20 protein-coding genes and 1 tRNA gene are annotated in these 24,492 nt (G+C 74.5%); 9 read left to right on the top strand and 12 right to left on the bottom strand.

Translation table 11 applies throughout. The annotated features are described in order from the left end of the window. Window positions 1-19: 19 nt before the first annotated feature. Window positions 20-3,577, bottom strand: a complete 3,558-nt coding sequence (metH, locus tag CUT44_RS24960; RefSeq protein WP_100204187.1) for a methionine synthase — start codon at window positions 3,575-3,577, stop codon at window positions 20-22. Between the two features lie 254 nt (window positions 3,578-3,831). Then, the gene (locus CUT44_RS24955) at window positions 3,832-4,830 is read right to left on the bottom strand and encodes an aldo/keto reductase (protein WP_199185832.1); all 999 of its coding nucleotides are present in this window, start codon (window positions 4,828-4,830) and stop codon (window positions 3,832-3,834) included. A 321-nt stretch (window positions 4,831-5,151) separates the two neighbouring features. Between CUT44_RS24955 and CUT44_RS24950 the strand changes: the two genes are divergently transcribed. Further along, window positions 5,152-6,243 carry a PAC2 family protein gene (locus tag CUT44_RS24950; protein WP_100204186.1) on the top strand — a complete coding sequence of 364 codons (1,092 nt, stop codon included), beginning with the start codon at window positions 5,152-5,154 and terminating at the stop codon, window positions 6,241-6,243. A gap of 67 nt (window positions 6,244-6,310) precedes the next feature. Here CUT44_RS24950 and mshC read toward each other — a convergent pair whose 3' ends face one another. The 4 genes from mshC to CUT44_RS24930 form a co-directional block, all read right to left on the bottom strand. After that, a complete protein-coding gene (gene mshC, locus CUT44_RS24945) occupies window positions 6,311-7,540 on the bottom strand; it encodes a cysteine--1-D-myo-inosityl 2-amino-2-deoxy-alpha-D-glucopyranoside ligase (RefSeq protein ID WP_100204447.1) in 1,230 nt (409 codons plus the stop codon). Window positions 7,541-7,627: 87 nt separating this feature from the next. Beyond that, the gene (locus CUT44_RS24940; RefSeq protein WP_100204185.1) at window positions 7,628-8,623 is read right to left on the bottom strand and encodes an SCO1664 family protein; all 996 of its coding nucleotides are present in this window, start codon (window positions 8,621-8,623) and stop codon (window positions 7,628-7,630) included. Next, on the bottom strand, window positions 8,587-9,177 hold the full coding sequence (locus CUT44_RS24935) for a DUF3090 domain-containing protein (RefSeq protein ID WP_100204446.1): 591 nt from the start codon (window positions 9,175-9,177) through the stop codon (window positions 8,587-8,589). The genes CUT44_RS24940 and CUT44_RS24935 overlap by 37 nt, the downstream gene beginning before the upstream one ends. 127 nt (window positions 9,178-9,304) lie before the next feature. Further along, on the bottom strand, window positions 9,305-10,009 hold the full coding sequence (locus tag CUT44_RS24930) for a histidine phosphatase family protein (protein WP_100204184.1): 705 nt from the start codon (window positions 10,007-10,009) through the stop codon (window positions 9,305-9,307). A gap of 83 nt (window positions 10,010-10,092) precedes the next feature. Between CUT44_RS24930 and CUT44_RS24925 the strand changes: the two genes are divergently transcribed. After that, window positions 10,093-11,097 carry a magnesium and cobalt transport protein CorA gene (locus CUT44_RS24925; protein ID WP_100204183.1) on the top strand — a complete coding sequence of 335 codons (1,005 nt, stop codon included), beginning with the start codon at window positions 10,093-10,095 and terminating at the stop codon, window positions 11,095-11,097. On the opposite strand, the gene CUT44_RS24920 is transcribed toward CUT44_RS24925, so the two are convergent. Beyond that, window positions 11,075-11,986 carry a hypothetical protein gene (locus CUT44_RS24920; protein ID WP_100204182.1) on the bottom strand — a complete coding sequence of 304 codons (912 nt, stop codon included), beginning with the start codon at window positions 11,984-11,986 and terminating at the stop codon, window positions 11,075-11,077. The two genes, CUT44_RS24925 and CUT44_RS24920, sit on opposite strands and share 23 nt — an antisense overlap. Before the next feature lie 219 nt (window positions 11,987-12,205). Then, entirely contained in the window at window positions 12,206-13,255 is a 1,050-nt protein-coding gene (locus CUT44_RS24915) for an LLM class F420-dependent oxidoreductase (RefSeq protein ID WP_100204181.1), read from the bottom strand. Window positions 13,256-13,330: 75 nt separating this feature from the next. Between CUT44_RS24915 and CUT44_RS24910 the strand changes: the two genes are divergently transcribed. Then, entirely contained in the window at window positions 13,331-14,314 is a 984-nt protein-coding gene (locus CUT44_RS24910; protein ID WP_100204180.1) for an aldo/keto reductase, read from the top strand. Next, window positions 14,311-16,530: a helix-hairpin-helix domain-containing protein gene (locus CUT44_RS24905; RefSeq protein ID WP_233221645.1), complete on the top strand. Its 2,220-nt coding sequence runs from the start codon at window positions 14,311-14,313 to the stop codon at window positions 16,528-16,530. The genes CUT44_RS24910 and CUT44_RS24905 overlap by 4 nt, the downstream gene beginning before the upstream one ends. Here the strand turns inward: CUT44_RS24905 and CUT44_RS24900 are convergent. Next, complete coding sequence (locus tag CUT44_RS24900; protein ID WP_100204178.1) at window positions 16,527-17,363, bottom strand: hypothetical protein; 837 nt, start codon at window positions 17,361-17,363, stop codon at window positions 16,527-16,529. The two genes, CUT44_RS24905 and CUT44_RS24900, sit on opposite strands and share 4 nt — an antisense overlap. A 47-nt stretch (window positions 17,364-17,410) precedes the next feature. Between CUT44_RS24900 and CUT44_RS24895 the strand changes: the two genes are divergently transcribed. Then, entirely contained in the window at window positions 17,411-17,599 is a 189-nt protein-coding gene (locus CUT44_RS24895) for a DUF5703 family protein (RefSeq protein ID WP_100204177.1), read from the top strand. Between the two features lie 87 nt (window positions 17,600-17,686). Here CUT44_RS24895 and CUT44_RS24890 read toward each other — a convergent pair whose 3' ends face one another. The 3 genes from CUT44_RS24890 to CUT44_RS24880 all read right to left on the bottom strand — a co-directional run bounded on the left by CUT44_RS24890 (window position 17,687) and on the right by CUT44_RS24880 (window position 20,547). Further along, window positions 17,687-18,517, bottom strand: a complete 831-nt coding sequence (locus CUT44_RS24890) for a chaplin (RefSeq protein WP_100204176.1) — start codon at window positions 18,515-18,517, stop codon at window positions 17,687-17,689. Window positions 18,518-18,674: 157 nt separating this feature from the next. Continuing rightward, window positions 18,675-18,908: a chaplin gene (locus CUT44_RS24885; RefSeq protein WP_100204175.1), complete on the bottom strand. Its 234-nt coding sequence runs from the start codon at window positions 18,906-18,908 to the stop codon at window positions 18,675-18,677. A gap of 292 nt (window positions 18,909-19,200) precedes the next feature. Next, a complete protein-coding gene (locus CUT44_RS24880; protein WP_100204445.1) occupies window positions 19,201-20,547 on the bottom strand; it encodes a M20/M25/M40 family metallo-hydrolase in 1,347 nt (448 codons plus the stop codon). Between the two features lie 151 nt (window positions 20,548-20,698). On the opposite strand from CUT44_RS24880, the gene CUT44_RS24875 reads away from it, so the two are divergent. The 4 genes from CUT44_RS24875 (at window position 20,699) to CUT44_RS24860 (ending at window position 24,433) form a co-directional block, all read left to right on the top strand. Continuing rightward, a tRNA-Leu gene (locus CUT44_RS24875) sits at window positions 20,699-20,783 on the top strand. A 287-nt stretch (window positions 20,784-21,070) separates the two neighbouring features. Beyond that, window positions 21,071-21,892, top strand: coding sequence for an enoyl-CoA hydratase/isomerase family protein (locus CUT44_RS24870; RefSeq protein ID WP_158239664.1), 822 nt, complete (start codon window positions 21,071-21,073; stop codon window positions 21,890-21,892). A gap of 91 nt (window positions 21,893-21,983) precedes the next feature. Further along, window positions 21,984-22,880, top strand: a complete 897-nt coding sequence (locus CUT44_RS24865; RefSeq protein ID WP_233221644.1) for an SDR family NAD(P)-dependent oxidoreductase — start codon at window positions 21,984-21,986, stop codon at window positions 22,878-22,880. Beyond that, complete coding sequence (locus tag CUT44_RS24860; protein ID WP_100204172.1) at window positions 22,877-24,433, top strand: SDR family oxidoreductase; 1,557 nt, start codon at window positions 22,877-22,879, stop codon at window positions 24,431-24,433. The genes CUT44_RS24865 and CUT44_RS24860 overlap by 4 nt, the downstream gene beginning before the upstream one ends. Window positions 24,434-24,492: the final 59 nt, after the last annotated feature.

Below are 24,492 nucleotides of genomic sequence, written 5' to 3'. Positions count from 1 at the left end.
GTGTACGGCGGGCCGCCGGTTACCGCGCGTTGAAGTACTTGGCCTCGGGGTGGTGGACGACGATGGCGTCGGTGGACTGCTCGGGGTGGAGCTGGTACTCCTCCGAGAGTTTCACCCCGATCCGCTCCGGCTGGAGCAGGTCGGCGATCTTGGCGCGGTCCTCCAGGTCGGGACAGGCCCCGTAGCCCAGCGAGAAGCGGGCCCCCCGGTACTTGAGGGCGAACATGTCCTCGATCGCGTCGGGGTCCTGCCCGGCGAAGCCGAGCTCGGCGCGCACCCGCGCGTGCCAGTACTCGGCCAGTGCCTCGGCGAGCTGGACGGACAGGCCGTGCAGCTCCAGGTAGTCGCGGTAGGAGTCGCTCGCGAACAGCTCGGCGGTGGCCTCGGAGATCCGGCTGCCGACGGTGACGACCTGCAGGCCGACCACGTCCCTCTCGCCGGACTCCTTCGGACGGAAGAAGTCCGCCAGGCACAGCCGGCGTCCGCGGCGCTGGCGGGGGAAGGTGAAGCGGGTGCGCTCGTGGCCGGACTCGTCGAGGACGACCAGGTCGTCACCCTCGGAGTGGCAGGGGAAGTAGCCGTGGACGACGGCCGCCTCCAGCAGGTTGTCGGTGTGCAGCCGCTCCAGCCAGCCGCGCAGCCGGGGGCGTCCCTCTGCCTCGGCCAGCTCCTCGTAGGAGGGGCCGTCACCGGTGCGGGACGCCTTGAGCCCCCACTGGCCCTTGAACAGGGCGCCCTCGTCCAGCCAGGACGCGTACTCCTTGAGCGGAATGCCCTTGACCACCCGGGTGCCCCAGAAGGGCGGCGCGGGCACGGGGTTGTCGGTGGCCACGTCCGAGCGGGCCGGGCCGGCCGGCTCGGCGACCTCCACCGGCGCGTCCCGCCGGGCCACCCGGCGCTGCCGCAGCTCGGGCAGCTTCGCCCCGGGCACGCCTCGCTTGACGCCCATCATCGCGTCCATCAGCCGCAGGCCCTCGAAGGCGTCCCGGGCGTAGCGGACCTCACCGGCGTAGATCTCGTGCAGGTCCTGCTCGACATAGGCCCGGGTCAGCGCCGCCCCGCCCAGGATCACCGGGTACTTGGCGGCCAGGCCCCGGGTGTTGAGCTCCTCCAGGTTCTCCTTCATGATCACGGTGGACTTGACCAGGAGCCCGGACATCCCGATCACATCCGCCCGGTGCTGCTCGGCGGCCTCCACGATGGCGGACAGGGACTGCTTGATACCGAGGTTGACCACGGTGTAGCCGTTGTTGGACAGGATGATGTCCACCAGGTTCTTGCCGATGTCGTGCACATCGCCGCGCACCGTGGCCAGCACGATGGTGCCCTTGCCCTCGGCGCCCTCCACCTTCTCCATGTGGGGCTCGAGGTGGGCCACCGCGGCCTTCATCACCTCGGCGGACTGCAGCACGAACGGCAGCTGCATCTGGCCGGAGCCGAACAGCTCCCCGACGACCTTCATCCCGGCCAGCAGGGTGTCGTTGACGATCTGCAGTGCCGGACGGGTCGCCAGGGCCTCGTCCAGATCGGCCTCCAGACCGTTGCGCTCGCCGTCGATGATCCGCCGCTCCAGCCGCTCCGAAAGCGGCAGCGCGGCCAGTTCCTCCGCCCGGGAGGCCCGTACCGACTTGGTGTCCACGCCCTCGAACAGCTCCAGGAACCGCTGCAGGGGGTCGTAGCCCTCGCCGCGGCGGTCGTGGATCAGGTCCAGGGCGACGCGCACCTGCTCCTCGGGGATCCGGGCGATGGGCAGGATCTTGGCGGCGTGCACGATGGCCGAGTCCAGGCCCGCCTTCACACACTCGTCCAGGAAGACGGAGTTGAGCACCATCCGGGCAGCCGGGTTCAGCCCGAAGGAGATGTTCGACAGCCCCAGCGTGGTCTGCACGTCCGGGTGCCGCCGCTTCAGCTCGCGGATGGCCTCGATCGTCTCCAGCCCGTCGCGCCGCGACTCCTCGGTGCCGGTGCAGATGGTGAACGTCAGGCAGTCGACGATGATGTCCGACTCGGCGATGCCCCAGTCGCCGGTCAGATCGGTGATCAGCCGTTCGGCGATCTCCACCTTCTTCCCGGCGGTACGGGCCTGGCCCTCCTCGTCGATGGTCAGCGCGATCAGCGCCGCCCCGTGCTCCCGCGCCAGCGCGGTGATCCGCGCGAACCGGGAGTCGGGGCCGTCGCCGTCCTCGTAGTTCACCGAGTTGATCACCGCCCGGCCGCCGAGCTTCTCCAGCCCGGCGCGGATCACGGCCGGCTCGGTGGAGTCCAGCACGATCGGCAGCGTGGAGGCGGTGGCCAGCCGCCCGGCCAGCTCCGTCATGTCGGCCACCCCGTCGCGGCCCACGTAGTCCACGCACAGGTCCAGCATGTGCGCGCCCTCGCGGATCTGGTCCCGGGCCACCTCCACACAGTCGTCCCAGCGGCCCTCCAGCATGGCCTGGCGGAACTTCTTCGACCCGTTGGCGTTGGTCCGCTCCCCGATCGCCAGATACGCCGTGTCCTGCCGGAACGGCACACTCTGGTAGAGGGAGGCCGCACCCGGCTCCGGGCGCGGCTCCCGCTCGGCCGGGGCCAGACCCCGTACCCGCTCCACCACCTGCCGCAGGTGCTCGGGGGTGGTGCCGCAGCAGCCGCCCACCAGGGACAGCCCGTAGTCGGTGACGAACGTCTCCTGGGCGTCGGCCAGCTCGGCCGGGGTGAGCGGGAAGTGGGCGCCGTCCCGGGTCAGCACCGGCAGTCCGGCGTTGGGCAGGCACAGCAGCGGAATGCGCGAGTGCCGGGCCAGATGGCGCAGGTGCTCGCTCATCTCGGCGGGGCCGGTGGAGCAGTTCAGGCCGATCATGTCGATGCCGAGCGGCTCCAGCGCGGTGAGCGCGGCGCCGATCTCGGAGCCCAGCAGCATCGTGCCGGTCGTCTCGAAGGCCATGGACACCCACACCGGCAGGTCCAGCCCGGCCTCGTCGAGCGCCCGGCGCGCGCCGACGACCGCCGCCTTGGTCTGCAGCAGGTCCTGGGTGGTCTCCACCAGCAGCGCGTCCGCGCCGCCGGCGATCAGCCCCTCGGCGTTCGCCCGGAAACCGTCCCGCAGGGTGGCGTAGTCGGTGTGGCCCAGCGTGGGCAGCTTGGTGCCCGGCCCCACCGACCCCAGCACCCACCGCGGCCGGCCGTCCCGCGCGGTGAAGGAGTCCGCCGCCTCCCGCGCGATCCGCGCGCCGGCCTCGGACAGCTCTCCGATCCGGCCGGCGATCCCGTACTCGTTCAGGGCCGAGAAGTTCGCGCCGAAGGTGTTGGTCTCCACACAGTCCACACCCACCGCGAAGTACTCCTCGTGCACCGCGCGCACGATGTCCGGCCGGGTGACGTTCAGCACCTCGTTGCAGCCCTCCAGCTGCTGGAAGTCCTCCAGCGACGGATCGGCCGCCTGCAGCATCGTCCCCATCGCCCCGTCGGCGACCACCACCCGCGAGGCCAGCGCCTCCCGCAGTGCGGCGGCCCTGGCGTCCCGCGACGGTCCCGCGGGCGGGGCGGAGGCGGACACCGGAGTGGACACGGAGTCGGACGGAGTGGTCGAGGCTGCCATGAAGGGCTCCCTGGAGTGCGACGGCTGTCGGCTATGCGCCTTCCGTACGGAAGCGCACCCGGTCAGGGTATCGGGCGGGGCGGCCGGGGCCCGGAGCGTTCCGAGACGTGGACGGTCCCGGACCCGGCGGAGCGGCTCCGCGGCGCCGGGCGGAGCCGCTCCGCTCCTTCCGTGTGCCGCCCCCGCGGCATGCGCGACCGGTCGTGACCGGTCGTGACCGGCCGGGACCGCCGGGAACCGGGACGGGACGCCGGTCAGCCCGCCGGCAGCGGGAGGTCCTCCCCCAGCAGCCCGGACTCGACCAGCGCGCGCCACAGAGCGTCCGGTACGGGCCGCGCGAACATCCGGGCGTTGTCCCGCACCTCCGCCTCGGTGGCCGCGCCGACGACCACCGAGGCCACCGCCGGGTGCCCGAACGGGAAACGCAGCGCGGCCGCCCGCAGCGGCACCCCGAACTCCTCGCACACCACCTGGATCCGCCGGGCCCGCGCCAGCACGTCCGGCGGCACCGGACGGTAGTCGTACTCGGCGCCGGGGCGCGGGTCGGCCAGCAGCCCGGAGTTGTAGACCCCGCCCACGATCACGGAGGTGCCGCGCCGGGCGCAGACCGGCAGCAGGTCGAAGGCCGCCCGGTGGTCCAGCAGGGTCCAGCGGCCGGCGCACAGCACCACGTCGACGTCGAGGTCGGCGACGAAGCGGGCCAGGTGGTCGCTGTGGTTCATGCCGAAGCCGATCGCGCCCACCGCTCCCTCCGCGCGCAGCTCGGCCAGGGCCGGGAAACCGGTCTCGTACACCTCCCGGACGTGGTTCTCCACGTCGTGCAGCAGCACGATCTCCACCCGGTCGGTGCCCAGCCGCTCCAGGGAGGCCTCGACGGTGGCCCGGATGCCGTCCCGGCTCAGGTCCCACACCCGGGCGCGCGGCGGGGTGTCCAGGAAGCCCTCGCCGTCGGGCGGTTCCTCGCCGGGCTCGAGCGGGCGCAGCCGCCGGCCGGCCTTGGTGGAGATCACGTACGAGCCGCGGTCCCGGCCGGCCAGCGCGCGGCCGAGGCGTTCCTCGGAGAGGCCGACGCCGTAGTGCGGCGCGGTGTCCAGGTAGGTCAGGCCCTCCGCCAGCGCGGCGTCGACGACCGCACGGGCCTGCTCCTCGCCGACGGTGCGGTGGAAGTTGCCGAGGGGAGCGCAGCCGAGGCCGAGCGGGGGCACCCGCACCCCGCTGCCGCCCAGTTCCCGTGTGCCGTCCGGTCGTGTCATGGCCCTCTCCCGTCTCCCGCGCCCGCCGGTTCCGGCCGTCCCGTCCCCGGTCGTCGACCTGCACGCATGACGACCGTTCCCCCGGGAGCCGGAAGAACTCGCACGACAGGCCGCTCCGGGACCGACGATGCCCCGCGAGGGACGTCCGGACACCCGCGGCGGTATTCGGACTCTTCTCCTCCGCTCCGCTCCGACTCGCGCCGGAAACGCTTGCGGGGGCTGCGGGCCGGGCACGGTGACGCCGTAGGCTGGGGCCGCACGGTAATGGAACGTCAGCCGGTACGGAGCGTGGCGCTCCGGTCGGCCGGAAGGAGGCACTGGGTGATCGAGCTCGAGGGGGTGCCCGAGCTGGTCGACCCGGTCATGGTGGCCGCGTTCGAAGGCTGGAACGACGCCGGTGACGCCGCCTCCGCCGCGGTCGCCCATCTGGAGCGGGAGTGGAAGGGCGAGGTGTTCGCGGCGCTGGACGCCGAGGACTACTACGACTTCCAGGTCAACCGCCCCCAGGTGTGGCTGGAGGGCGGCGTGCGCAGGATCACCTGGCCCACGACCCGGCTGTCGGTGGTGCGCGTCGGTGAGACCGGCGGCCGGGGCCGGGCCCGCGACCTGGTGCTGGTGCGCGGCATCGAGCCGAGCATGCGCTGGCGGTCCTTCTGCAACGAACTGCTGGGCTTCGCCCACGAACTCGGGGTGGAGATGGTCGTGGTGCTCGGCGCGCTGCTCGGCGACACCCCGCACACCCGGCCGGTCCCGGTGACCGGCACCACCTCCGACGCCGACCTGGCCCGCACCATGGATCTGGAGGAGTCCCGCTACGAGGGTCCCACCGGCATCGTCGGCGTCCTCCAGGAGGCGTGCGGCCACGCGGGGGTGCCGGCGGTGAGCCTGTGGGCGGCGGTGCCGCACTACGTCTCGCAGCCTCCCAACCCCAAGGCCACGCTCGCCCTGCTCAACCGGCTGGAGGACCTGCTGGACATGCGGATCCCGCTGGGCGAGCTGCCCGATGACGCCCGGGCATGGCAGCTGGGCGTGGACCAGCTCGCCGCCGAGGACAGCGAAGTGGCCGAGTACGTGCAGTCCCTGGAGGAGGCCCGGGACACCGCGGAGCTGCCGGAGGCGTCGGGCGAGGCCATCGCCAAGGAGTTCGAGCGCTATCTGCGCAGGCGCGACGGCCAGCCCGGCCAGCCCGGCGGCCATGCCTCCGGCGGTACGACGGCCACCGAGGGCGGTTCGTACCTGCGCGGGACCTCCGGCGTTCCGGGCCGCCCCGCGCGGCCGCAGGAGCCGCGGGAGCCGGTGGAGGAACCCCAGGAGGACGAAAGCGCTCCGGAGCACCGGGACGGCCCCGGGAAACGGGACGGTCCCGAGGACCAGGAGGGGCCGGACACCTCCGGCGGACGGGACGACGGCTGACCGGTCCCGTCCGCGCCGGTCGCCGGTGCTCCGGCCGGGCGCGGACGGGACCGCCGTCAGGGAGCGGTCAGAGAGCGACGCCCAGCAGGGCGTCCACGGCCCGGGACACCAGCCCGGGCGCGCCGGTGTCCGTGCCGCCGTCCGTCTCCTGGCGCCCGGCCCAGCGGTCGACGGCGGCCAGCGCGGCGGGCGCGTCGAGGTCGTCGGCGAGGGCCGCGCGGATCTCCGCGACCAGTTCCCCGGCGGGCGGCCCGTCGGGGCGGGAGACCGCCGCGCGCCAGCGGTCGAGCCGTTCGACCGCCTCGTCGAGGACGGCGTCCGTCCACTCCCAGTCCGAACGGTAGTGGTGGGCCAGCAGGGTGAGGCGGATGGCGGCCGGGTCGACCCCGGCCCGGCGCAGCCGGCTGACGAAGACCAGGTTGCCCCTGGACTTCGACATCTTCTCGCCGTCGAGGGCGACCATCCCGGCGTGCACGTACGTCCTGGCGAAGGGGTGCTGTCCGGTGAGTGCCTGGGCGTGCGAGGCACCCATCTCGTGATGGGGGAAGGCCAGGTCGGAGCCGCCGCCCTGGACGTCGAAGCCCATGCCCAGGTGTTCGAGGGCGATGGCGACGCACTCGATGTGCCAGCCGGGGCGGCCCGGGCCGAGCGAGCCGCCGTCCCAGGAGGGCTCGCCGTCGCGGGCGGCCAGCCACAGCACCGGGTCGAGCGGGTTCTTCTTGCCCGCACGGCCGGGATCGCCGCCGCGCTCCGCCGACAGGTGCCGCATCGTTTCGGCGTCCAGCCGGGACACCTCGCCGAAGTGGGGGTCGCTGGATACGGAGAAGTAGACGTCGCCGTCGAGCTCGTAGGTGGCGCCGGCCTCGCGCAGCCGCTCGACGACCGGGACGATCCGGGGTATGGACTCCACCGCGCCGATGTAGTGGCGCGGTGGAAGCATCCGCAGGGCGGTCATGTCCTCGCGGAAGAGGGCCGTCTCACGCTCGGCGAGCGCGGTCCAGTCGTCACCGTTGGCGACGGCCCGCTCCAGCAGCGGATCGTCGATGTCGGTGACGTTCTGTACGTAGTGGACCTGCCGCTTGGTGTCGAGCCATACGCGCTGTACGAGGTCGAACGCGTTGTAGGTCGCCGCGTGCCCGATGTGGGTGGCGTCGTACGGCGTGATGCCGCATACGTAGAGTCGGGCGACGGGCCCGGGGGTGAGGGTCACCCGTCCCCCGGTCGCGGTGTCGTGGAGGCTGAGGTCGCGGCCCTGACCTGGCAGGGCGGGCACCTCGGAAGCGGGCCAGGCATGCATGGTCATGAGCGTAACCGGCGATTGGTGGTGCCCACGAGTGGGGATCCGCGCCTTGGCCGGGAACCCGCCGTCCGCCCGGCCCGGCGGTCACACGGGGGGCCAGGGGATGGCGGGCCAGTCCCCGCCGGGCACCGGGTGGCGGCCGGTGCCGATCAGGTCACCGATCCGCTTGCGCAGGGCGTCCAGTTCGGCGGGGGTGATCAGGGCGGCCAGCCGGGCGGCGAGAGGGCCGTCGCCGGCCAGCGCCGCGGACAGCCGCCGCAGCCCCGCCACCGCCTCGGCGGGCAGCCGTTCGCCCGCCCAGCCCCACAGCAGGGTGCGCAGCTTGTCGTCGGTGTGGAAGGTGACCCCGTGGTCGATGCCGTACAGCCGCCCGTCGGGGGTGGTCAGCAGATGCCCGCCCTTGCGGTCGGCGTTGTTGATCACCGCGTCGAGGACGGCGAGCCGCCGCAGCCGCGCGTCGTCGGCGTGCACCAGCAGCGCGGTACGGTCCTCCTCCACCTCGACCAGTCCGATGGGCCTCCAGCCCTCGCCCGCCTCCTCGCCCGGTACCAGCGCGAGCAGTCCCCCGGCGAGGGAGCCGTCCGGCCCGTCGGGGTCGTCGGCGGCGGGGTCGTCGGGGTCGTCAGCGGCGGCGGGGTCGTCAGCGGCGGCGTCGGGGTCGTCCGGCCCGCCGGAGGCGCCGTCCTCGCCGGAGCCGTCGGGAGCCGGTCCGATCCACAGCTGGCACATGCCCTCGCCGTACGGGCCGTCGCGCAGCACGGTCGGCGGCACCAGCCCCCAGCCCAGCGCCTCGGAGACCTCGTACGCCGCCACCTCTCGCCGGGCCAGGTCGCCGTCGGGGAAGTCCCACAGCGGGCGCTCCCCGCGCACCGGCTTGTAGACGCAGGGCACCTCGTGCCCGGCGTGGGCGACCGTGCAGTACAGCACCGCGTTGGACGCCCCGGCCAGCCGCCCGCGCACCGTCAGCTCACCGCGGGCCAGCAGTTCGGTCACCGGCGCGCCGGGCGGCGGGCCGGAGGACGCGCCGGCTGCCGGGCCGGGCGTCACGGCTGGCGGCGGTATCCGTTCTGGCGCGGACATACGTGTCCCTCCGGATCGAGCGGCAGGCTGCACAGCGGGCACGGCGGGCGGCCCGCTCTGACGACCTCCATGGCACGTTTGGCGAAGGACCGGGCCGTGGCGCCGCTGATCCGCACCCGCAGGACCGGCGGGCCGTTCTCGTCGTCCCGCAGCAGCCGCTCCTCGGCGTCGGCCAGTTCCTCCTCGGACTCGACGTCCAGCTCGACCAGGGCCTGCGCCTCCACCACCACGCACTCGTCCTCACCGTCCCAGGCGAGCGCCATCGTGCCGACCCGGAACTCCTCGTCCACCGGAGCCTCCAGCGGCGCGGTGTCGGTCGCCTCGGCGGGTGCGACGGCCGGCACCGGGGCGCTGCCGCCGGTGCGCCGCACGACCTCGTCCAGAAGTTCGTCGATGCGTTCGGCGAGCGCCTCGACCTGCGCCTTCTCCAGGGCGACGCTGGTGGTGCGGCCGGCCGTGGACGCCTGGAGGTAGAAGGTGCGGCGGCCAGGCAGCCCGACCGTACCGGCCACGAAGCGTTCCGGGTGGTCGTAGAGGAACACCTGACGGGACACGTCCTGCTCCAACGGGTCGACTGCTGGGTCACTGGCACCCTACTGCGCGCGGCGATCACCGTGCCGACCACCGCGCGCTGATCACCGTACCGGCCGCCGGGCCCCGGGCGCCGTACCGGCTCCCGGCTCAGGCACCGCCGCCGACGGCGGCCCGTCCGTCGCCCCCGGCCCCGGGCGCCCCCTGCGCGGCGTCCTCCTCGCGCGGGGCCAGCGAGGAGAGGTCCCCGGTCTCGCCCAGCCGCAGCAGGAAGGGCCGCCGCGGGGTGTAGCGGACGGCGGTGACCGAGCAGGGCTCGGCGTGCAGGCGCTGGAAGAGGTCGAGGTGCAGCCCGAGGGCGTCGGCGACCAGCGCCTTGATGATGTCGCCGTGCGAGCACATCAGATAGGTGGCGTCGGCGCCGTGTTCCCGTTCGATGCGCTCGTTCCACTCCCGTACCGCGTCCACCGCCCTGGCCTGCATGCCGCGCATCGTCTCCCCGCCGGGGAAGGCCACCGCGGAGGGATGCTGCTGGACGGTGGCCATCAGCGGTTCCTCGCCCAGCTCGGCGAGCTTGCGGCCGGTCCAGTCGCCGTAGTCGCACTCGCTGATCCGCTCCTCGGTGTGCAGCGGCAGCTCCGGTCTGGCCCGGGCCAGCGGTTCCAGGGTCTGCCGGCAGCGTTCCAGCGGGCTGTGGACGGCGGCGGCCAGCGGGATCGGGGCGAGCCGGTCCGGGAGCGCGGCGGCCTGGGCGGCGCCGTGCTCGTCCAGGAGGACGCCGGGGGTGCGGCCGGCGAGCACCCCGGAGGTGTTGGCGGTGGACCGGCCGTGCCGGACGAGGAGCAGCGTGGGCATGGCAGCCAGCGTAGGCGAGGGTCCGGACGGCGCCGCCCCGGGTGCCACGGGGTGGGGGTCGTCCCGGGACGACCCGGGGAAGAATGGCGGATGTGATCGTGGACCGCGCCGTCTACCGGGACGGGCACCGCACCGAGGACTCCGGAGACCTCCCCGGGGCGGCCGAGGCCGCCCGGAGCACCGCCGGGGCCTTCGTGTGGGTCGGGCTGGCCGACCCCGGTGAGGAGGAACTCGCCGCGGTCGCCGAGGCGTTCGGACTGCACCCGCTGGCGGTGGAGGACGCGCTGTCGGCGCGGCAGCGCCCGAAGCTGGAGACCTACGACGGCTCGCTGTTCCTGGTGCTCCGGCCCGTGGCGTACGACGAGGCGGCGGGCACCGTGCGCACCGGGGAGCTGATGCTGTTCGTCGGCGACTCCTTCGTCGTCACCGTGCGGCACGGCGTCATCGATCCGCTGGGCGAGGTGCGCGAGCGGCTGGAGCGGGAGCCGGAGGTGCTCCGGCACGGCCCGGCCGCCGTGCTGTACGCGGTGAGCGACGCGGTGGTGGACCGGTACCTGGACGTGGCCGCGCTGCTGCGCACGGACCTCGACGAGCTGGAGGAGCGGGTCCTCGCCCCCGCGCCCGCCGCGGCCGGCGGACGCGGGAGCGCCGTCGCCCGCGAGATCTACGCCTTCAAGCGCCAGGTGCTGGAGTTCCGCCGGGCGGCCGGCCCGGCGGTGGAGCCGATGGAGCGGCTGGCGGGGGCCGGGGTGCCGTTCGTCCCCGACCGCTCGCGTCCGTTCTTCCGCGACGTCGGCGACCACCTGATCCGGGTGAACGACCAGACCGAGGCGATGGACCGGTTGCTGTCCGACATCCTCTCGGCCTACCTGACGCAGGTGAGCGTCCGCCAGAACGACGACATGCGCAGGATCTCGGCCTGGGCGGCCATGGCCGCCGCCCCCACCATGATCACCGGGGTCTACGGCATGAACTTCACCCACCTCCCCGAACTGAGCCGGCCGTGGGGCTATCCGGTGGTGCTGGTGCTGATCGCCGGCGTGTGCACCGGGCTGTACCGGACGTTCAGGCGCCGGGGCTGGCTGTAGGCGCCCGGTCGGCGGGCGGGACGGCGGGCGGGGTCCCGGGCACGGCGGCGGCAGGCCGCCGGGACGGCGGCGGAGACGGGACGACGGTGACGGGGAAGCCGCCCGACGGGAGGCGGAGCCATGGACCGTGCCCGCCGGCGAGCCGCTCGTACGCGTACCGGCCCTTCGTCCAGGTCTCCAGCGCCACCGACCTCGTCGTGCTCCAGTCCAGCAGCCTTCCCAGCCGGGCCAGCACGGCGAGGCCGGTGTCCCGGTGCGCGCGGCTCTCCGCCAGCGCGTTCTCCCGCAGCAGCCACCGGACGGCGGCGCCGTGCCCGGCACGGGTGAAGCGCAGCAGGCCCTGCCGGCAGTGGTCGAGGTGCGCCCCCTTGGCCCGCAGGACCTCCGCCAGCGGGCGGGCGAGCTCGAGACGGCCCGCGCAGTGACCGGCGAACCGGGCCAGCCAGGTCGCGGCCCGGGTCTCGGCGACATACCCGTGGGCGAGATGGGCGATGACGTCCCGCTCCTTCAGCGGCTCCCCGCGGCGCAGCCGGCCGTGCGCCGGGCAACCGCCCCGCCGCTCCAGCAGCAGGTCCAGCGACCGCGCGTGGTCCGTCTCGGGTGGCACCTCGACCGGGGTCAGTCCGCGCGTCGCGGGCAGTCCGGCGAGCAGCCGGGCGTGCCGGCCCTGCTGCTCGCCGTGCCGGGCCAGACCGGGCGCCAGATCGCGCTGCCCGCGGGGGACGAGCACGGCGATCCGCCGGTTCTCCCGGCCGTTGCGGGCCTCGGCGGCGGCGGCCAGTGAGCACAGCAGCGCGAAGGCCGCGTCGTTCCGGAAGGCCTCCTCGCACAGGCCGTCGAACAGACCCGCCGTCCAGCGCATGACCGGTACCTCCACGGACGTGTCCACCGGGACGTCTCCACCGGAACCGAGTCAAACGGCGCGCCGCCGCGGCGGCAACAGCTGGGGCCGCCGCATGGGCCGAACGGAGGGTCCGCCGCCCCGCGCGTAACCCTCCGGGCCGCGGGCCGTTGTGCTCCGGGACGGCCGTGGCGGGGATGACCCCGAGCCCCCACCGCGGCCGCGGACCTCTCCGGCGCCGGGCCGGTCCGGGCGCGCCGTCCGCCGTCAGGCGAGCCCGGACCGCTCCAGCGCCGCCACCCCGGCGCGCAGCGAGGCGAGGCGCTCCTCCAGCGTGAACCCGGCGGGCGCGAGCGTCAGGGTGGTCACCCCGGCCTCGGCGTAGGCCCGCATCCGGTCGGCGATCCGCTCGACGGGGCCGAGCAGGGTGGTGGAGTCGATGAGCCGCCGGGGCACGGCCGCCGCGGCGCCGTCCCTGTCGCCGGCCAGGTACCTGTCCTGGATCTCGGCGGCCTCCTTCTCGTAGCCCATGCGCCGGGCCAGCCGGTTGTAGAAGTTCTGCTTGCGGCTGCCCATGCCGCCGACGTACAGCGCGGTGTACGGGCGGAAGGTGTCGGCCAGGGCTTCGGGGTCGTCGCCGACGGCCAGCGGCACGGTGGGCACCACGTCGAAGCCCTCCATCGTCTTCCCGGCCTTCTCCCGTCCGGCGCGCAGCGCGCCGAGGGTGGTCTCCTCGGCGTGCTCGGGCGAGTAGAAGATCAGCAGGGCGCCGTCGGCGATCTCACCGGTCTGCTCCAGGTTCTTCGGGCCGATGGCGGCGATGTAGACCGGGATGCGCTCGCGGACGGGGTGCACGGTGAGCTTGAGCGGCTTGCCCGGGCCGTCCGGCAGCGGCAGCGTCCAGTGCTCCCCGGAGTGGGTCAGGCGCTCCCGGGACGTCGCCCTGCGGACGATCTCCACGTACTCGCGGGTGCGGGCGAGCGGCTTGTCGAACCGCACCCCGTACCAGCCCTCGGAGACCTGCGGTCCGGAGACGCCCAGGCCCAGCCGGAAGCGGCCGCCGCTCAGGGTGTCGAGGGTGGCGGCGGTCATCGCCGTCATGGCGGGGGCGCGGGCGGGGATCTGGAAGATCGCCGAGCCGACGTCGATCCGTTCGGTCCGGGCGGCGACCCAGGCCAGCACGGTGGCGGCGTCCGAGCCGTAGGCCTCCGCGGCCCAGCAGACGGAGTAGCCGAGGCGGTCGGCCTCCTGGGCGACCGCGAGGTTGTCCGCGTCCATCCCGGCGCCCCAGTAGCCGAGGTTGATCCCGAGCCGCATCGCGCTCCCCTTACTCGTCAGTAATGTCCTTGCCCCGGCGACTCTAGCGCGGCCCCGCAAGTACGCTCAACGCCCATGGAGCACAGGCACGTGGGCCGCACCGGCCTCCGCGTATCCCGGATCGGCCTCGGCACGCTCACCTGGGCGAGGGACATCGGGGAGCGGGAGGCGGCCGACCTGCTGAAGGCCTTCTGGGAGGCGGGCGGGACGCTGGTGGACACCGCCGACGTGTACGCCGACGGGGCCGCCGAGCACCTGCTGGGACGACTGCTGGGGGACCTGGTGCCGCGCCGGGACGTGGTGATCGCCACCAAGGCGGGCAGCGTGCCGGACCCCGACCGCCGGGTCGACTGCTCGCGCGGCCATCTGCTGGCCGCCCTGGACGCCTCGCTGGAGCGGCTGGGCACCGACTACGTGGACCTGTGGCAGATCCACTCCTACGACCCCGTCACCCCCTTGGAGGAGACCCTCCAGGCCGTCGACACCGCGGTGCGCAGCGGCCGGGCCCGCTACGCCGGGGTGGCGGGCTTCTGCGGCTGGCAACTGGCCAAGGCCGCCGCCTGGCAGCTCGCCGCGCCCGGCACGCGTGCCCCGCTGGCCGCCACCCAGCTGGAGTACTCGCTGCTGCAGCGCGGGGTGGAGCGGGAGGTGCTGCCCGCCGCGCTGGACCTGGGGGTCGGACTGCTGCCGTCCTCGCCGCTGGGGCGGGGGGTGCTCACCGGCAAGTACCGCGGGGGCGCCCCGCCGGACTCGCGGGGCGCCTCGGAGCGGCTGGCCCCCTTCGTCGCGCCCTACCTCGACGAGTCGGCGGCCCGGATCGTGGACGCGGTCGCCACCGCGGCCGACGGGCTGGCCGTCACCCCGCTCCAGGTGGCACTGGCCTGGGTGCGGGACCGGCCCGGAGTGGCCGCGCCGGTCGTCGGCGCGCGGACGGCGCGGCAGCTCGGTGAGGCGCTGTCAGTGGAGGGCCTTACGCTTCCGGACGAGATCTGCCGGGCGCTGGACGACGTGTCGGCCCCGGTGCACCGCTATCCCGATCACGACTGGAGCACGCTGTGACCGCCTCCGGTGCCGACAGCGCCGACATCCCGGGTGACACCGGGGACGACACCAGGGACGCCGACACCAGGGACGCCGGCGCCTCCCGAAGCACCCCGGACGCCCGCGGCGACGAGCGCGGCGGCGGTGACGACCGGGAGACCGGGGCCGCCGGGGCCGGAACCGCCGCGGGCCGGGCCGCCGAGCTCCTGGCGGCCGTCCGCGCCGTGGAGAGCGGAGAGCGGTCCGCCGCCGAGTTCTTCGCCGAACCGAAGCCCGCGCCCCGGCGCGCGGCGCCGACTCCCCGCCCCTCCCCCGCTCCCGGCACGTCTTCGGCCGAGGACACTCCGGTGGTGGTCCCCGGGGAACTGACCGCACTGCTCACCGGCGGCGGGATGCCCGGAGAACTGGCTCCCCGGGCCGCCGCGGCGCTCGGCGAAGGAGCCGGGGAGGTGCTGCGCGCCGATCCGTGGCAGTTGCTGGCCGTCCCCGGCGTACGGCCGGAGCAGGCGGACGGCTTCGCCCGGGCGCTGCTGGGCGACCGGGCCGGCCCGGGAGACGAACGGCGCACCGCCGCGCTCGTGGTGTGGCTGCTGGAGCGGGCGGCGCTGGCCGGGCACACGGTGCTGTCCCCGCGCGCCCTCGCCGCGGAGCTGGCCCGGTACACCGTGCCGGATCCGGACGGCGCGGTGGGCGAGGCGGTCGACTCGGGCACGGTGCTGGTCTTCGAGGACGCCGGGGCGGCTCCGGAGGGCCCGTCCGGCGGCCCGGCCCGCCGGACGGAGGGGAAGACCGGAGAGGACGGGGCGGACGGAGAGGACGAGGCGGACGGGTCGGATACCGGGCGGCCCGTACGGCTGCTGCTCGGCCTGGACCGGTACGCCCTCGCGGAGGAGAGCCTGGCCGACGGCCTGGCCCGGCTGGCCAGCACGTTCACGCCACCCGACGAGAAGGACGCGCGGCGCTGGGCCGAGGCCGCGGCGCAGGCGCCCACCCCGTCGGCCGCGGAACTGGTCCGTACGGCCGCGCGCAGCGGCCTGGTCGCCCACACCGGCGGCGAGGCCGCGCGCGCCGAGCCCGCGGCCCTGGTCGCCGCGGCCCGCTCCCTGGGGCTGCGGGCGTACGCGGCGGCGCACGGCGAGGACGGCCGGCGGCGGCTGGCGGAGCTGCTCGCGGACGGCACCGCGGACGGCACCGCGGACGGCACCGCGAACAGTGGCTCCGAGAACGCGGACGCGGACGCGCCGGCGGCTCCGGCGGCTCCGGCGGCGGTGACCGTGGACGGCCTGCTGACCGGGCGGGAGGGCCCCGGACGGGACGAGGAGGGCGCGTACGCGCTGGACCTGCTCGTCGTCCTGGACGCCCCCCAGCTCGACGCCGAACGGGCGGCGGCGCTGGTGGAGTCCCTGCCGGACGGGGCGCGGCTGGTCCTCAGCGGGGATCCGCACCTGCTCGGGGCGGCCGGCCCCGGTCAGGTGCTGGCCGACCTGCTGGCGGCGCGGGCCTGCCCGCACGTCGTCTCCCGGACCCCGGATCCCGGCCCGGTCGGCGAGCTGGTCTCGGGCATCGGCGCCGGGGAGCTGAACGAGGTGGCCGCGCCCGGCCGGGAGGTGGTGATCGTCCCGGTGCGCGACGCCGGGGAGGCGGTGCACCGCACCGTGCAACTGGTGGCCGACTCGGTGCCGCGCGCGCTCGGGGTGCCCGCCGCGCGGACTCAGGTGATCACGCCCGGCCACGGCGGCGCCGCGGGCACCCGGGTGCTCAACGCCGCCCTCAAGGAGCGGCTCAACCCCGGCCCCGGACGGTTCGGCGGCTTCGACCCGGGCGACCGGGTGGTCCACTCCCCCGCCCCGGGCCGCGCCGTACCGGGCACGGTGGTCTCCGGAGACGCCGAAGGGCTGCGTCTGGAGTGCGACGGCCGTACGGTCGCCGTCCCACGCGAGCGGGTGGCGGACACCGTACGGCACGGCTGGGCGCTCACCGCCCACCAGGCCGTCGGCACCCGCTGGCCGGCGGCCGTGGTGGTGCTGCCGGGCGACGCGGTCCCGGCGCTGAACCGGGCCTGGGTCTACACGGCGTTCAGCCGCGGTGAGCGGCATCTGTCCGTGGTGCACGGCGTGGAGCGGGCACTGCCCGAGGCGGTGGCCCGGATTCCGGCTCCGGAGCGCACGACCCGGCTGCGCACGCTGCTGCGCGCGCAGCCGGGGGCGGACCGGGCACCGGACGCGGCCGGCTAGGCCCGCCCGCGGCGGGTGGTGTCCCCGAGGCCGGCGTCGTCGGCGCCGGTCTCGGCGTCGAACTCTTCGGGGTCCTCCAGTTCCTCGAGGGCCTCGTCGTCCCCGTCGCCGGCCTCCTCCCCGGCGTCCGCCACGTCCTCGGCGTCGTCGGGGTCGGCATCGGCGCGCCCGCCGTAGAAGTCCTCCTCGTCGAAGACGGCGCTGACGTCGAAGCGGCAGACGACCCGCTCGGCGTCGGCGGACTCGAAGGGCGCGCTCAGCCACTCCCCCGGTTCGGCGGGCTCCTCACTCGCGATCACCCACATCGTGGAGTCGCCCTCCTCCAGGCCGAACTCCTTGTGCCGGGTGGCGATCTCGTCCGGTTCGTACTCGCCGAACAGCACTCCGAGCGCGGCATGCGCCCCGCTTCCGGCGAAGGGTCCCTCCAGCGCCTCCGTGTCGGTGTCCGCCGAGTCGGGGTCGAGTTCGGTGACACGCTGTGCCTGGGCCATCAGTCGCTGCGGTTCGACCACGGTGTAGTCGCGGCGGATCAGGACGGTGAGGGCGGCGGGCTCCTCCGGTCCGGTGTAGGTGGGCATGGTGTCGCCCCCGGGGACCTCGAAGGGAGTGACCTCGTCGTAGACGTCGTACAACAGCTCGTCGTACGCCTCACCCGCCGCGGCGAGTTCGTCGAAGGCGGCGTGGACGGCGGCATCGGCCCGGGCGGCCTCGGCGGCCGTGACTCCCTCGGCAGACCGTCGTTCGACGGCTTCGAGGTGACGGTCCAGCGCGGTCTTCAACGCTTCGGCGGCGGCTCGTACCTCGGCAGCACTGGGCTGCGCAGCATCAGACATAGTGCAGACGCTATCCGTACTCGGGCCCCGCACGCACAATAGATGTGATGCCGGAATACGAATTTCGTGATGTGTACGTCCCGCGCGGGGTCTCCCGCAAGGCCGCCACACGTCTGCTGACCGACCATGCCGAGTACGGGCACTGGGAACTGGACCGCCTGAGGCTCAACTCCGACGGCAGCCGTCAGGTGCGGCTGCGGCGGCGGGTCATCCGCCAGCTGCGCGCCACCTGGTGACGCGGCTCACACGGGAGCGGACCCCGGCCCCGGCAGGGGGCGGGGCCCGCTCCTCGTCGTGCGCGGGGTGCGGCGCGGGGTGCGGGGTCAGTTCCGCGCCGCGCGGGCACGCCGGTAGAGCACGGCGCCGCCGAGCAGCGCACCGGCGCTGGCCGGCAGGACCATGCCCAGCGCGGGTGCGCCGGTCTCCGCCAGACTGCCCTTGACGGGCACCTGGACGTCCCGGGAGTCGTCGTCCCGGCCGGGGGCCTCGGCGGCGGGCTCCTGCTTCTCGTCCTGCTCCCGCTCCCGCTCCTTGTCCGCCGGCTTGTCCTTCTTGTGCTCGTGCTCCGGCTTGGGCTCGGGCTCCTCCTCGCAGTCCTGCTCCCGCGGCTCCTCCGGGGCCTCCGGCTTCTCCGGAGCCTCCGGGGTCCCGGTGACCGGCTCGGGCACGGAGCCCTCGTTGACGCAGTCGTTGCCGAAGGCCGAGTTGAGCCCACCACCGGCGGTGACGGAGTTGCCGCAGATGTTCGCCGGGCCCTTCACGGGAGCCTGGACGACATTGCCGGAGCCGATGTCCAGCAGTCCGTCGGAGCCCCTGGCCACCCCCCGGGCCGTCGCGTCCCCGGTGTGCCCGGTGCCCTCGGCGTGCCGGTGGCCCCCGTCGTACCGGTGGCTCTCGGTGCGCTGCCCGTGGCCCAGGTTGGCGCACTCGTTGCCGTACGCGGAGTTGAGCGCGCCGACCGCGGACACGGTGTTGCCGCAGATGTTCGCCGGGCCGTGCACCGGCATCTGGACGGTGTTGCCGGACAGCACGCCCGAGGAGCCGATGGCGGCACCCTCGGCACTGGCGTCGGCGTGGGCGTGTCCGCCCGAGAGCGCCAGCACTCCGCCGGCCGCCGCGATGGTGATCAGGCCCTTCCTGGTGACCTGTCGCATGTGTACTTCCCCTTGCCTTCTACGGTGCGTGGGTGGTGTGGGATGGCGGGCGGAGTGCGTGCCATGCGGCCGCTCCGCCCGAAACGGCGGCCCCGGGGCGCATGGCGCGCACTCCGGGGCCGCCGTGCGCCGGGCCCGTTCGGGCCCGGTCGCGACGTCAGTGGTTGACGCAGGAGTTGCCGAAGGCGGAGTTCATCAGCCCGATCACGTTGACCGTGTTGCCACAGGCGTTCACCGGGCCGTCGACGGGCACCTGGACGACATTGCCGGAGCCGATCCCCCCGGAGCCGATGGCGGCACCCTCGGCACCGGCGTCGGCCACGGCCGCACCGGCGCCCGCGAACGCCAGACCGCCGGCGGCGGCCGCGACAGCGGCAACCTTCTTGATCATTGGTTCCTCCTCGTTGGCAACGCGGTCCCAGCCGCGGACCGCACCCCCTGTAACGACACCGGAGGAAAGGGGCTACGGTCCGTGAGGGCTTTCACCCGACCCGGGGACGGTCGTACACAGTGGCGAACGGGATCGCGCCCGGTGCCGGTCGCCAGGACGACCGGCACCGGGCGTGGGAGGCCGGAACCGGACCGGGGCACGGGCGGAGCCCGGACGGCCCCGCCCGCACCGGTCGGCGGAGGCCGGCACCGGTCAGTGCCGGTCAGTGCCGGTCAGCGCCGGTCAGCACTGGTCAGCACTGGGCGATGAAGCGGTCCAGCACCCGTACGCCGAAGCGCAGGCCGTCCACCGGCACCCGCTCGTCCACCCCGTGGAACATGCCGGCGAAGTCCAGTTCCGGCGGCAGCTTCAGCGGGGCGAAACCGAAGCACCGGATGCCCAGGTCGTCGAAGGACTTGGCGTCGGTGCCCCCGGAGAGCATGTAGGGCACGGCCCGCGCGATCGGGTCCTCGGCACGCAGCGCGGACTGGATGGCGTCCACCAGCGCCCCGTCGAAGGTCGTCTCCACCGCCTTGTCGGCGTGCACGTCCTCACGCCGCACCCGCGGCCCCAGGATCCTGTCGAGGTCGGCCAGGAACTCCTCCTCGTACCCGGGCAGGAAGCGCCCGTCGACATGGGCGGTGGCCTGGCCGGGGACGACGTTGACCTTGTACCCCGAACCGAGCATCGTCGGATTGGCGGTGTTCCGCAGGGTCGCTCCGATGATCTTGGCGATACCGCCCAGCCTCGCCAGCGTCGCGTCCATGTCCTCCGGATCCAGCTCGACGCCCAGGGCGTCGGAGAGCTCGTCGAGGAAGGAGCGGACCGTCTTGGTCATCCGTACCGGGAAACGGTGCCGCCCCAGCCGTCCGACCGCCTCGCACAGCTCGGTGATGGCGTTGTCCGTGTTGGTCATCGAACCGTGCCCGGCGGTGCCCTCGACGGTGAGCCGCATCCAGTGCATGCCCTTCTGGGCGGTCTCCACCAGGTACAGCCGCAGGTTCTCGTCGACGGTGAAGGAGAAGCCGCCGACCTCGCCGATCGCCTCGGTCACCCCCTCGAAAAGCTCCGGGTGCCGGTCCACCAGGAAGCGCGCCCCGTAGGTGCCGCCCGCCTCCTCGTCGGCGAGGAAGGCCAGCACGATGTCGCGCGGCGGCCGGCGGCCGGAGCGGAGCATGTCGCGCACGACCGCCAGGGTCATCGCGTCCATGTCCTTCATGTCGACGGCCCCGCGGCCCCACACGCAGCCGTCGGCGATCTCGCCGGAGAACGGGTGGTGGGTCCAGTCGTCCGCGTTCGCCGGGACGACGTCGAGGTGCCCGTGGATCAGGAGGGCGGGCCGCGAGGAGTCCTCGCCCTCGATCCGGGCCACGGTCGAGGCGCGCCCCCGGTGGGACTCCAGGATCCTCGGCTCCAGCCCCACCTCCGCGAGCTTCTCCGCCACGTACTCGGCCGCGGCCCGCTCCCCGGGCCCGGAGTGGTCGCCGTGGTTGCTGGTGTCGATCCTGATGAGGTCGCGGCACAGACCGACGACCTCCTCCTCGCCGCGGACGGTCCCGCCCCGGACGGCCTCCGTCGCGGTCGCGCTCGGCTCGTTCACACTGCCGCTCACACTGCCTCCTCCTGTAGCGGGGTCCGTCCCATCCTCCCGCTTCCACCGGCCGCGGCACAGCGGCAGGGGTGATCGGCCGGCCCCCGGCCAGTGCTATGGTTTACCCGTCGCCACGGCTGCGGCCGACGGCTCACATCCTGTCCGGGTGGCGGAATGGCAGACGCGCTAGCTTGAGGTGCTAGTGCCCTTTATCGGGCGTGGGGGTTCAAGTCCCCCTCCGGACACACATGCTGTATCCACCGACGGTGTCGGCCGGTTCCCGGTCGGCGCCGTTTCGGTTTTCCCCGGCCGCGGGCGGCCGGTCCCGCCCCTGCTGTCCGCGCGACTCCCCTTCGCACCGTGCCCGTGCGGAACCCCGCTCCCCCGGTACGGCAGGTCCCCCCGGTACGGGGGCGGTACGGAAACCAGTACTCCGGGGCACATGTGACCGCGGCGCACCGCTCCTAGCCTGGGCTCCGATATCCGGACACCGCCGGATGTCCCGGGTGAGAGCCGTGAGGGGTGTGAAGGCGTGACGCAGACCGCCGCGGAGCCGTCGGTGCGCAGTGGCCCACTGACCGTCGAGACGCGCGAGGGCGTCGCGACACTGACGCTCAACCGCCCGGAGCGGCGCAACGGGATCAACCAGGAGCTGGGAGCGGAACTGCTGCGCGCGGTCGTCGACGCGGCACGTGACGACACCGTCCGCGTCATCGTCCTGACCGGCAGCGGCCCGGCGTTCTGCGCCGGGGACGACATCGATTCCCTCCGGGAGCTGATGGCGGGCAACCACGCGCGGGCGGCCTCCTTCCCGGGCAGCCGGGACTCCTACTACCTGCGCGTCTGCGAGGAGATCCTGCGGGCCCCCAAGCCGGTGATCGCCGGCGTCAACGGCGCGGCGGTCGGCGCCGGTACGGAGATCGCCTGTGCGGCGGACTACCGGCTCGCCTCGGCCGAGGCGAGGATCGGCAGCGGCCTGAGCCGCCTCGGGCACGTCGGCAACGCCGTGCTGCTGCCCCGGGTGGTGGGCCCCGCGCGGGCGACCGAGATCTTCCTGACGGGCCGGCTGGTCGGGGCGGCGGAGGCGGAGCGGATCGGCCTGGTGGACCGCGTGGTGCCGGCGGAGGACTTCACGAGCGAGCTGGAGAACCTCGCCGCCGCCTTCGGCACCGGCCCCACCAGGGCCTTCGGCATGTTCAAGGAGCTCCGGGACCGTGCCTGGCAGGCGCCCGCGGAGTTCGGGCTCCGCCTGCAGGATGCCTACCACGCCAAGTGCCTGGACGGACACCACGACGGCCAGGAGGGTCCGCGCGCCTACCTGGAGCGCCGTCCGCCCAGGTTCACCGGAAGGTGAGCCGCCCCCGCGCTCACGGCCACCCGGCCGCCGGCCGTCCGGCGCCCCCGGGCACTCCCCGGCCGCCCGGCACCCCCAGACGAGGAGACCCGTGCACGACGAGACCACACCCGCCCGGGAGCCGGCGGCCCCGCCCGCCCCGGAGAACCACCGGAACATCCGCCCGCGCCCCGGTTTCGACCCCGCGCTGTTCGCCGGCCGTACCGCCCTGGTCGCCGGGGCCAGCAGCGGCATCGGCGCGGCGGTCGCCCTCGAACTCGGCCGGTACGGCGCCCGGGTGGGGCTGCTGAGCCGCGACGGAGCGGCCATGGAGAAGGTGGCGGCGTCGATCGCGGAGGCCGGCGGACAGGCGGTCGTGGCACCGGCGGACCTGGCCGACGGCCCGGCGCTGGCGGCGGCCGTACGCCACTGCGAGACCGGGCTGGGCCCGGTCGACTTCCTCGTCAACAGTGTCGTGCACGCGACGCGGCAGGTCTTCCTGTGCGAACAGGACGAGGCGGACTGGCAGCGCACCCTGGACGTCAATCTGACCGGTACGTTCCGGCTGTGCCGACTCGTGGTCCCCGGCATGATGGAACGCCGCCGGGGCTCGATCGTGCTGCTGTCCTCCACCGCCGGCAAGCGCGGCCTGGCGTCCAACACCGCGTACTGCGCCGCGAAGTCCGGCATCAACGGCTTCATGCGGGCGCTGGCCCAGGAACTCGGCCCGTTCGGCGTGCGGGTCAACTCCGTGTGCCCGGGACTGACCGACACCCCCGCCGTCCACGACGAGGACCGGTACGGCCGCGACTTCATGGCCAGCCTGCGCCGCCATCACGGCCCCGCCGACCTGACCTGGGACCGCTATGTGCGCCGTTCGGTCCGGAGCACCGCGCTGGGGCGTCTCCTCGGTGTTCCCGAGGTGACGCAGCAGATCCTCTGCCTGCTGTCCGACCTCTCCTCCGGAGTGACGGGCAGCGCGGTCGACGTCGACGCGGGGGCGATGTGACGGCGCACCCGGCCGGCACCGCGGCCGGTCCCCGCACCGCGCCCGGGCCCGGCGCCCCGGCGCCCCACGAGGGCCCGGCCCTCCTGCTGAACCGCGAGGCGCCCGGCGCGGACGTCGTCGAGGACGCCCTGCGCTCGGCCGGACTCCGGGTGACCGGCCCCGGCGGGAGCGGCCCCGACGCCCCGGGCGTCTGCTGCGCGATGCTGACCGGGGAACGGGTCCTCGGGCACGGCGGGCAGGGGGGCGGCCGCCCGCTGGACCGGCGGGCGGTGGCGGAGACGGCCCGGGCCATGGCCGAGCGGGGCGGTGGGCGCATGCTGCTGGTCACCGACTTCGGCCCGGAGGTGCACGCCGCCACCGACCCCGGCCACGCGGCCGACCGCGCCGGTGATCTCGCGTTCTGGCGCCATCTCGCGGCCCGCATGGCTCCCAGGGGTGTCCTGCTCAACCAGCTCCGCCTCGGTGTCGCCCCGTTCCTGGACGGCCCGGACGGCCCGGGTGGACCGGACGGCCCGGCACGGCGGGCGGACGTGCTGCGGCATCTCGCGCTCCGGCGCACCGCCCGGCCCGAGGACCTCTCCGCGGCGGTCCGGCAGCTGATCGCCGCGGAGTGCTCCTACACCGTAGGCGACACGCTCCATGTCGACGGCGGGATGGGACTGGGCATGATCCCGCCGGCCGTCCCGGGCGGCCCTCCCCGGAAGGCCGGGAAGGCCGGGAAGGCCGGTGAGCCCGCGGCGGCCGGGGAGCCCGCGGCGCGGGGTTTCGACCTGCGCGGCCGGGTCGTGCTCGTCGTCGGCGCGTCCAGCGGCATCGGCCGGGCGGCGGCGGTGAGCGCGGCCCGGCGCGGCGCGAGCACGGTCCTGGTGGCGCGCCGCCGCACGGAACTGGCGGAGCTGGCGGACGAACTGGACTCCGGGCCGGTACCGGCCGGGGCGGCGCCGCGGCACCGGGTGCTGCCCCTCGACGTCTCACGGACGGAGTCGGTGCCCCGCACGGTGCGGGACGCGGTCGCCGCCGCGGGACGTGTCGACGCCCTGGTGTACGCGACGGGGCTCTTCGCGCTCGACCGGCCGGAGTCGGGGCCGGACGTGCGGGACCGCTCCCTCGCGCTCAACCTCCACGGATACGCGGCGTTCGCCGAGGAACTCGTGCGGTACTGGATCGAACGGGGCATACCCGGTTCGGTCGTGGGAGTGAGCTCCGTCGGCGCGTCGGCGGCGCTGGTGCGCCACATGGAGAGCTACGGGGCGAGCAAGGCGGCCATGGCGCACTACACACGCTGCCTGGCGGCCACCGCGGGACGGTACGGAATTCGCGTCAATCATGTGGCACCCGGCCTGATCCGCACGCCGATGTCGTCGATCGTGAGCAGCGGGTTCGAGCGGTGCTGGCTGTCCAGAATTCCACTGGGCCGGGTCGGCACGGTCGAGGAGGTCGCGTCCTGGATCAGTTATCTGGTGAGCGACGCCGCCGGATATGTCACCGGAACCGCCGTACGCGCCGACGGGGGTTTCGGCCTGGCCGGACTTCCGCCGCTGCGTCTTCCTTGACCATCTGACCAGCGGGTATCTGGTGTACCGGTACCCGGCGTCCCATGCCGGCCGACGGC

Origin of the sequence: Streptomyces carminius (assembly GCF_002794255.1) — a bacterium.
Lineage (GTDB): Bacteria > Actinomycetota > Actinomycetes > Streptomycetales > Streptomycetaceae > Streptomyces > Streptomyces carminius.
This window is presented reverse-complemented; position numbering and strand designations above follow the sequence as displayed.

Coding starts and splice junctions, on each gene's coding strand:
- mshC (WP_100204447.1), bottom strand. CDS start 7,540: ATGCATGCCTGGCCCGCTTCCGAGGTGCCCGCCCTGCCAGGTCAGGGC.
- CUT44_RS24955 (WP_199185832.1), bottom strand. CDS start 4,830: ATGACACGACCGGACGGCACACGGGAACTGGGCGGCAGCGGGGTGCGG.
- metH (WP_100204187.1), bottom strand. CDS start 3,577: ATGGCAGCCTCGACCACTCCGTCCGACTCCGTGTCCACTCCGGTGTCC.
- CUT44_RS24900 (WP_100204178.1), bottom strand. CDS start 17,363: ATGTCTGATGCTGCGCAGCCCAGTGCTGCCGAGGTACGAGCCGCCGCC.
- CUT44_RS24940 (WP_100204185.1), bottom strand. CDS start 8,623: ATGTCCGCGCCAGAACGGATACCGCCGCCAGCCGTGACGCCCGGCCCG.
- CUT44_RS24930 (WP_100204184.1), bottom strand. CDS start 10,009: ATGCCCACGCTGCTCCTCGTCCGGCACGGCCGGTCCACCGCCAACACC.
- CUT44_RS24910 (WP_100204180.1), top strand. CDS start 13,331: ATGGAGCACAGGCACGTGGGCCGCACCGGCCTCCGCGTATCCCGGATC.
- CUT44_RS24890 (WP_100204176.1), bottom strand. CDS start 18,517: ATGCGACAGGTCACCAGGAAGGGCCTGATCACCATCGCGGCGGCCGGC.
- CUT44_RS24915 (WP_100204181.1), bottom strand. CDS start 13,255: ATGCGGCTCGGGATCAACCTCGGCTACTGGGGCGCCGGGATGGACGCG.
- CUT44_RS24925 (WP_100204183.1), top strand. CDS start 10,093: ATGGCGGATGTGATCGTGGACCGCGCCGTCTACCGGGACGGGCACCGC.
- CUT44_RS24885 (WP_100204175.1), bottom strand. CDS start 18,908: ATGATCAAGAAGGTTGCCGCTGTCGCGGCCGCCGCCGGCGGTCTGGCG.
- CUT44_RS24895 (WP_100204177.1), top strand. CDS start 17,411: ATGCCGGAATACGAATTTCGTGATGTGTACGTCCCGCGCGGGGTCTCC.